Source organism: Kitasatospora sp. NPDC059160 (genome assembly GCF_042755465.1).
Classification (GTDB): Bacteria; Actinomycetota; Actinomycetes; order Streptomycetales; family Streptomycetaceae; genus Kitasatospora.
Window position 1 is genome coordinate 1 of record NZ_JBHZCN010000193.1, and the last position, 8,537, is coordinate 8,537.

1 protein-coding gene is annotated in these 8,537 nt (G+C 76.6%); it reads right to left on the bottom strand.

Annotated elements, in window-relative coordinates; all coding sequences use genetic code 11:
- Positions 1-8,529: SDR family NAD(P)-dependent oxidoreductase (locus ACFXOZ_RS41290; protein ID WP_380595205.1), on the bottom strand; the 8,529-nt coding region annotated here is incomplete at its 3' end.
- Between the last annotated feature and the right edge of the window lie 8 nt (positions 8,530-8,537).

The window sequence follows — 8,537 nt, forward strand, 5'->3', positions numbered from 1 at the left end:
GCGCGGGGCCGGGCGGCCCGGGCGGGCCAGGCCGCGCAGCGGCGCGGGCAGGACGGTGCCGCTCGCCGTGGCCGTGGCGAGGTCCAGCCGGACCGGGGCGAGCAGCGGCTGCGGCGAGCCGAGCGCGTCGTCCAGCAGGGCGAGCGCCTCGGCCGGGGGCAGCGGGGCGATGCCGGTCCGGGCCAGCCGGGCCAGGTCGGTGGTGGACAGCCGGCTCCCCATGCCGTCGCCGTCCCACAGTCCCCAGGCCAAGGAGAGCCCGGGTAGGCCCAGTTCGCGCCGGTGGGCGGCGAGCGCGTCGAGGAAGGAGTTGGCGGCCGCGTACGGGCCCTGGCCTGCGGTGCCGAGCAGTCCGGCGACCGAGGAGAACAGCACGAAGGCGTGCAGCGGCAGTTCCCTGGTCGCCTCGTGCAGCGCCCAGGCGCCGTCGGCCTTGGGCCGCAGCACGGCGGCGACCCGCTCCGCCGTGAGGCCCTCGGTCACGCCGTCGTCGACCACGCCGGCCGCGTGCAGCACGGCGGTGACCGGCAGCCCGGCGGGCGCCCGGTCCAGCGCGGCCCGTACGGCCCGGGGGTCGGCGACGTCGGCGGCGACGGTCGCCACGGCGGCCCCGGCCGCCGTCAACTCCTCGACCAGGCCCGGCTCCACGCTGCCGCGGCGACTGAGCAGGAGCAGGCCCCGGACGCCGTGGGAGTGCACCAGGTGGCGGGCCACCGTCGCACCGAGCGCCCCGGAGGCCCCGGTGAGCAGGACGGTTCCCGCCCCGAGGTCCGGTTGCCGGTCGGAGGTTTCGGCCCTGGTCAGCCTGGGGCGAAGCATCCTTTCCTGGCGGACCGCCAGCTCGGGCTCCTCGTCGGACCGGAGGAGGTCCGGCGTCACCCGTTCGCCCTCCCCGGCGTCCAACAGCGCCACCCGGCCCGGGTGTTCGGCCGCCGCCGAGCGGAACAGGCCCCGCACCGAGGCGGCGGCCAGATCGCGCACCGGTTCGTCGGCGCCGGTCGTGACGGCGCCCCGGGTGAGCAGGACCAGCCGGGAGCCGGCGGTGCGCGGCTCGGCCAGCCACTCCTGGAGCACCGGCAGCAGGAGCCGGACGGCGGCGTGGGCGGCCTCCGCCGGGGAGCCGGCGTCGGCCGGGGTGGCGTACGGGATCAGGACGGTCGACGGCACCGGCTCCGGGAGCTCGGCGAGCGCGGTCACCAGGGTCGCGGCGGGCAGCAGGTCGAGGTCCGGCCGCTGCCCGGCCGGGACGAGGACGGCGACCGCGGCGGCGATGGGGTCCGTGAACGGGACGGGCGGTACGGACGGCGGCGGCGGCACGGGCTCCCAGGAGAGCGCGTACAGCGAGCGGTCGGCGACGGTCCGCAGGCTGCGGGCCAGCGCCTCGCGGGTGACCGGCCGCAGGTCGAGCCGGGCGACCTCGGCCAGCGGCGCGCCCTGGGCGTCGGCGAGGACCAGCCGGTAGCCGCCGTCGGTCGGTCGCAGCGCGACCCGGGCCGCGGTGGCGCCCGTGGCGTGCACGGAGACACCGTGCCAGGCGAAGGGCAGCAGCAGTGCGGACTCCGCACCCGCGGCGCGGCCGTACCGGGCGAGCAGGTGGAGGGCGGCGTCCAGCAGCGCCGGGTGCAGCCCGTACGCGCCGGCCTCGGCCGCCGGGCCCTCGGGCAGCCCGACCTCCGCGAAGAGCGTGCCGTCCGCGGCCCGCCAGGCGGAGCGCAGGCCCTGGAAGGCGGGGCCGTAGCGGTAGCCGTCGGCGGCGAGCTCCGGGTACAGGGCGTCCGTGTCCAGGGGTGCGGCGCCGACCGGGGGCCAGACCCGCACGGCGGCGAAGTCGGCGGAGTCGGCGAACCCTGGTGCTCCCTGGCCCTCCGGGGCGAGGGTTCCGGTGGCGTGCCTGGTCCAGGGGGCGTCCCCGTCCCCGGCCGGCCGGGTGTGCACGGCCAGCACGCGCAGGCCGTTCGGGTCGGACGGGTCGGACGGACCGACCGCGAGCTGGAGTTGCAGGGCGCCCTCGGCGGGCAGCGGCAGCGGGGACTCCAGGGTCAGTTCGGCCAGGTGCGGGGCGCCGACGCGCTGCCCCGCCCGGAGCGCGAGCTCGACCAGGGCGGCTCCGGGCAGCAGTGGGGTGCCGAGGATCTCATGCTCGGCGAGCCAGGGCAGCGCGGCCGGGGACAGCCGGCCGGTGAGCACCAGGCCACCGCTGTCCGGGAGTTGCAGTTCCGCGCCGAGCAGCGGATGGTCGGCCTGGTCGAGGCCCACCTCACGCGGGTCCGCCGGGGTGGCGTCGGCGTCGAGCCAGTAGCGCCGGTGCTCGAACGGATAGCCGGGCAGCTCCGGCGTGTCGGCGATGCGGCCGGTCACCCCGGTCAGGGCCGGCCAGTCGACGGCCGTCCCGGTGACGGCCAGCCGGGCCAGGGCGGTCGCCACGGCCCGCGCTTCGGGTCGGTCCCGGCGCAGGGCGGCCGCAGCGGCCACGGGTGCGTCCGCGCCGAGGGCCGCCTCGACCAGCGGGGTGAGGACGGCGTCGGGGCCGAGTTCCAGGTAGCGGGTGACGCCCTGCTCGTGCAGCGTCTGCACGACGTCGTGGAAGCGCACCGCCGAACGGATGTGCCGCGCCCAGTACGCCGGGTCCGCGAACTCCTCCGCCGTGGCCAGGCCACCGGTCAGGTCGGAGACCACCGGCAGCAGCGGCTCCGCGAACACCACCCCGCCCGCCACCCGCGTGAACTCCTCCAACACGCCGTCCATGTGCGGCGAATGGAACGCATGACTGACCGTCAACTGCTTCACCCTGCGGCCGCGTTCCCGCCACCGCCCAGCCAGCTCCAGCACCGCTTCCTCGTCCCCGGAGAGCACCACCGAACGCGGACCGTTCACCGCCGCCAACGACACCGACCCCTCCAGGCCCACCAGTTCGGCCAGCACCTCCCCCTCCGCGGCCTCCACCGCCACCATCGCCCCACCCGAACGCGCCGACCCCATCAACCGGCCCCGGGCCACCACCAACACCGCAGCATCGTGCAACGAGAACGCACCCGCCACGAACGCCGCCACCACCCCGCCGATCGAATGCCCGGCCACCACATCCGCCGTCACACCCGCCGACACCACCAACCGGTACAGCGCCACCTCCACCGCGAACAACGCCGGCTGAGTGAACTCCGTACGATCCAGCAACTCCCCGCCCTCGAACACCACCTCCCGCAACGACCGCCCCAACAACGGATCGAACGCCGCGCACACCTCGTCGAACGCCGCCGCGAACACCGGGAACGCCCCGTACAACCCACGCCCCATACCCGACCACTGACTACCCTGACCCGTGAACACGAACGCCGTACGACCACCGGGCGCGACCCGGCCGTGCAGCACGGCCGCGCTCTCCTCATCCGAGGCGAACTTCGCCAGTGCGTCCAGGAGTTCGGCACGGTCGGCGCCGAGCAGGACGGCCCGGCGCTCCAGCGCACCACGCGTCCGGGCGAGCGCGAGGCCCAGGCGGGCCGGGTGCAGTTCCGGGCGGTCCTGAGCGAAGGCCAGCAGTCGTACGGCCTGGGCGCGCAGCGCCGTGTCGGTACGCGCCGACACCGGCCAGGCCACCACCCCCGACGGCTCCACCACGACCTCCGAAGACAGCGCGACCTCCGGCGCCTGCTCCAGGATCACGTGGGCGTTCGTCCCACTGATCCCGAAGGACGACACCCCCGCCCGACGCGCACGACCCACCTCCGGCCACTCCCGCGCCCCGGCCAGCAGTTCCACCCCACCCGAAGCCCAGTCCACCAACGGCGACGGCTCCCCCGCATACAACGACCCCGGCAACACCCCCTCCGCCAGAGCCCGCACCATCTTGATCACACCACCCACACCCGCAGCCGCCTGCGCATGCCCGATGTTCGACTTCAACGACCCCAACCACAACGGCCGCTCCGCAGAACGCTCCTGGCCATAGGTCGCCAGCAACGCCTGCGCCTCGATCGGATCCCCGAGCCGCGTCCCCGTCCCATGCGCCTCCACCACATCCACATCCCCCGCACCCAACCCGGCCGCCGACAACGCCGCCCGGATCACCCGCTCCTGCGAAGGCCCGTTCGGCGCCGTCAAACCGTTCGACGCACCGTCCTGATTCACCGCCGAACCCCGCACCACCGCCAACACCCGATGCCCGTGACGCACCGCATCCGACAAACGCTCCACCACCAGCACCCCCACCCCCTCACTCCACCCCGTCCCGTCCGCACCCGCCGCGAACGACCGGCACCGACCGTCCACCGACAACCCCCGCTGCCGACTGAACTCCACGAAGGTGTCCGGCCGGGCCATCACGGTGACGCCGCCGGCCAGCGCGAGGTCCGCCTCGCCGCTGCGCAGGGCCTGGGCGGCCAGGTGGAGCGCGACCAGCGAGGAGGAGCAGGCCGTGTCCACCGTCACCGCCGGGCCCTCCAGCCCGAAGGTGTAGGCGATCCGGCCGGAGATCACGCTGGAGGTGTTGCCGGTCAGCAGGTACCCCTCGTAGCCCTCGGGGGCGCGCTGGAGCCGGGAGCCGTAGTCGTTGTACATCACCCCGGCGAAGACGCCGGTCCGGCTGCCGCGCAGGTCGGCCGGGTCGATCCCGGCCGACTCCAGCGCCTCCCAGGACGACTCCAGCAGCAGCCGCTGCTGCGGGTCCATCGCCGCCGCCTCACGCGGCGAGATCCCGAAGAACTCCGCGTCGAAGTCGGCCGCTCGGTGCAGGAAGCCGCCCTCGCGGGCGTAGGAGGTGCCGTGGTGGTCGGGGTCGGGGTGGTAGAGCGCGTCGAGGTCCCAGCCCCGGTCCGAGGGGAACGACGAGATCGCATCCCGACCCTCCACCACCAACCGCCACAACTCCTCCGGCGAACCCACCCCACCCGGATACCGGCACGCCATCCCCACGATCGCCACCGGCTCGTCCACCACCACCGCCCGCACCACCGACACCTCCCGGTCCACGGTCCGGGTGCCGTCCAGCTCGGCGAGCAGGCGCCGGGCCAGGGCGGCCGGGGAGGGCTGGTCGAAGACGACGGTGGCGGGCAGTCGCAGGCCCGTCGCGGTGTTGAGGCGGTTGCGCAGTTCCACGGCGGTCAGCGAGTCCAGGCCGAGGTCCTTGAAGGCACGGTCCGGGTCGACGGTGTCCGTGCCGCTGTGCCCGAGCACGGCGGCCACCGCTCCGCGCACCAACTCCGCTGCCGTCCGGGCGCGTTCGGCCTCGGGGAGGGCGGCGGTGCGCTCGGCCCAGCCGGTGCCGCCCGCCGGTCCTCCGGCGCGCGCGGCGGCACTGCGGCGCAGCGGGGTGCGGACCAGGCCGCGCAGCGGGGCCGGCAGCGGCCCGTCGGCGGCGCGGGCGCGCAGTGCGGCCCGGTCGATCCTGGCCGGTACCAGCAGCGGGTCGGCTCCGGCGAACGGGGCGGATCCGGCGAGTGTGTCGGCTCGGGCGAGCAGGGCGGTTCCGGCGAGCGCCGCGTCGAACAGCTCCAGTGCGGCCGTGGTGTCCAGCGGCGGCAGCCCGCTGCGGCTCCAGCGGCGGAGGGCCTCGGCGTCCAGGGCGCCGGCCATGCCGTCCTGGTCGGCCCAGAGCGACCAGGCCAGCGAGAGGGCGGGCAGGCCGAGTGTCCGGCGGTGCTGGGCGAGCGCGTCCAGGAAGCTGTTGGCGGCCGCGTAACCGCCCTGGCCGGCGGTGCCGGTGATGCCCGAGACGGAGGAGAACAGGACGAAGGCGGCCAGGTCGAGGTCGGCGGTGAGCTCGTGCAGGTGCCAGGCGGCGTCCGCCTTGGGCCGCAGCACCCGGGCGATCCGGTCGGCGTCGAGTCCGGTGAGGGTGGCGTCGTCCACGATTCCGGCGAGGTGGAGGACCGCGCGCAGCGGACGGTCGGTCGGCAGGTCGGCGAGGAGGGCGGCCAGCGCGGCCCGGTCTCCGGTGTCGGCGGCGGCGAGGACCACCTCCGCGCCCAGGGCGGTCAGTTCGGCGGCGGTCTCGGCCGCTCCGGGGGCCGCCGGGCCACGGCGGCTGACCAGCAGCAGCCGTCGGACGCCGTGCCGCTCCACCAGGTGGCGGGCGAGCAGGCCGCCCAGGCCGCCGGTGCCGCCGGTGATCAGGACGGTGCCCCCGGTCAGGTCCGGCGCGGGGCTGTCGGCCAGGGCCGGTGCGGCGCCGTCGGTCCGGCCCGTCGCGGGGCTGTCGGCCGGTCGGGACGGGCGGGGTGACGGCACGGGCTGGAGCACGGGTCGGAGTACCGCGCCCGCGCGCAGGGCGAGTTGGGGCAGGCCGGTGGCCAGGGCGGCCGGGAGCGCGGCGGCCGAGGCCGGGTCGTCGTCCAGGTCGACGAGCCGGAAGCGGTCGGGGTGCTCGCTCTGGGCGCTGCGCAGCAGCCCCCAGACGGCGGCCGCGGCCGGGTCGGGCGCGGGACCGTCGGCCGTGGCGGCGGTGGCGGCGACCGCGTGCCGGGTGAGGACGGCGAGGACGGTGTCCGCCAAGCGCTCGTCGGCCAGCCAGTCCTGGGCGAGCCGCAGCGCTTCGCGGGTGAGCTCGCGCGCTGCGGCGGGCCGGTCGGCGCCGGTGTCCGGCAGGACGGCGAGGACGGTCCCGGGCGCGGGCTGCCCCGCGTCGAGGGCGGCGCGCAGCGCGGCCGGGTCCGGGAGGGCGGGCAGCGCGGACAGGCCCTGCGGTGCGGGCCCCAGCAGCAGGGTCCGCCCGGGGGCGGGCCGGGCGTCGACCGGCACGGGGATCCAGTCGAGGCGGTGCAGCGCCCCGCGCTCGGCGGACCGGTCGGCGGCGTCGACGGGTGTCGCGGTGCGCAGGGCGAGCGAGCCGACGGACAGCACGGGCCGGCCCTCGACGTCGAAGGCCGCGAGGGCGGCCCCTTCGGCGCCCGGTGTCCAGCGGACCCGCAGCAGGGCCGCTCCCTGGGCGTGCAGCCGGACGGCACCGAAGGAGAACGGCAGCGGCAGGCCGCCCCCGGCGGCCCGGTCGGCGCTCTCGGCGTCCACCAGCGGGTGCAGGGCGGCGTCCAGCAGGGCCGGATGGATGCCGAACGCCTCGGCGGAGAGCGCCTGTTCGTCGCCCAGCGCGAGTTCGGCGAACAGCTCCGGGCCGAGCCGCCAGGCCGCGCGCACGCCCTGGAAGGCGGGGCCGTACGCGTACCCCCGGGCGAGCAGCCGGGCGTACAGGGCGTCCGGGTCCAGCGGTTCGGCGCCGGCCGGCGGCCAGGCGGCGAGCTCCGGCGCGGCCGCCGGGGCCGCCCCCGGAAGGGCCTCGGTGAGCGAGCCGTCGGCGAGCGAGCCGTCGGCGAGCAGGCCCTCGGCGTGCCTGGTCCAGCCCTCGCCGTCCTCCTGGCCGGGGCGCTGGGGGCGGGCGTGGACGGCCAGGGTCCGGCGCCCGTTCCCGTCCGACGGGCCGACCGCGAGCTGGAGTTGGACGGCGCCGCCGGCGGGCAGCGGCAGCGGGGCGTGCAGGGTCAGCTCCTCGACGCCGTCGGCACCGATGCGGGCGGCGGCGGCCAGCGCCAGTTCCAGGAAGGCGGTGCCGGGCAGCAGCGGGGTGCCGAGGATCTCGTGCTCCGCGAGCCAGGCCTGCCCGGCCGGGGAGATCCGGCCGGTGAGCAGCAGTCCGCCGTCCTCGGCGGTCCCGACGGCGGCGGCCAGCAGGGGGTGGCCGGCCTCGGCCAGCCCGAGGGCGGCGGCGTCGGTGACCGGGCGGGGCGCCGACCAGTAGTGGGTGTGCTGGAACGGGTAGGTGGGCAGGTCCAGTGGGACCGCCGGGCCGGGCAGCAGCGGCCGCAGCACCTCGGCCGGGGCGCCGGCGGCGAACAGCCGGGCCAGCGCGTCCGCCAGGACGCGGACCTCCGGACGGCCGCGACGGGCGAGCGGGAGGACGGCTACGGGGTCGGCGTCCTGGTCCAGCGCCTCCCGGACGAGCGGGGTGAGGACGGCGTCGGGGCCGAGTTCCAGGTAGCGGGTGACGCCCTGGTCGTGCAGCGTCTGCACGACGTCGTGGAAGCGCACCGCCGAACGGATGTGCCGCGCCCAGTACGCCGGGTCCGCGAACTCCTCCGCCGTGGCCAGGCCACCGGTCAGGTCGGAGACCACCGGCAGCAGCGGCTCCGCGAACACCACCCCGCCCGCCACCCGCGTGAACTCCTCCAACACGCCGTCCATGTGCGGCGAATGGAACGCATGACTGACCGTCAACTGCTTGACCCTGCGACCGCGTTCACGCCACCGTCCGGCCAGCTCCAGCACCGGTCCGTCGTCGCCGGAGAGCACCACCGAACGTGGCCCGTTCACCGCCGCCAACGACACCGACCCCTCCAGGCCCACCAGTTCGGCCAGCACCTCCTCCTCCGTGGCCTCCACCGCCACCATCGCCCCACCCGAACGCGCCGACCCCATCAACCGGCCCCGGGCCACCACCAACACCGCAGCATCGTGCAGCGAGAACGCACCCGCCACGAACGCCGCCACCACCCCGCCGATCGAATGCCCGGCCACCACATCCGCCGTCACACCCGCCGACACCACCAACCGGT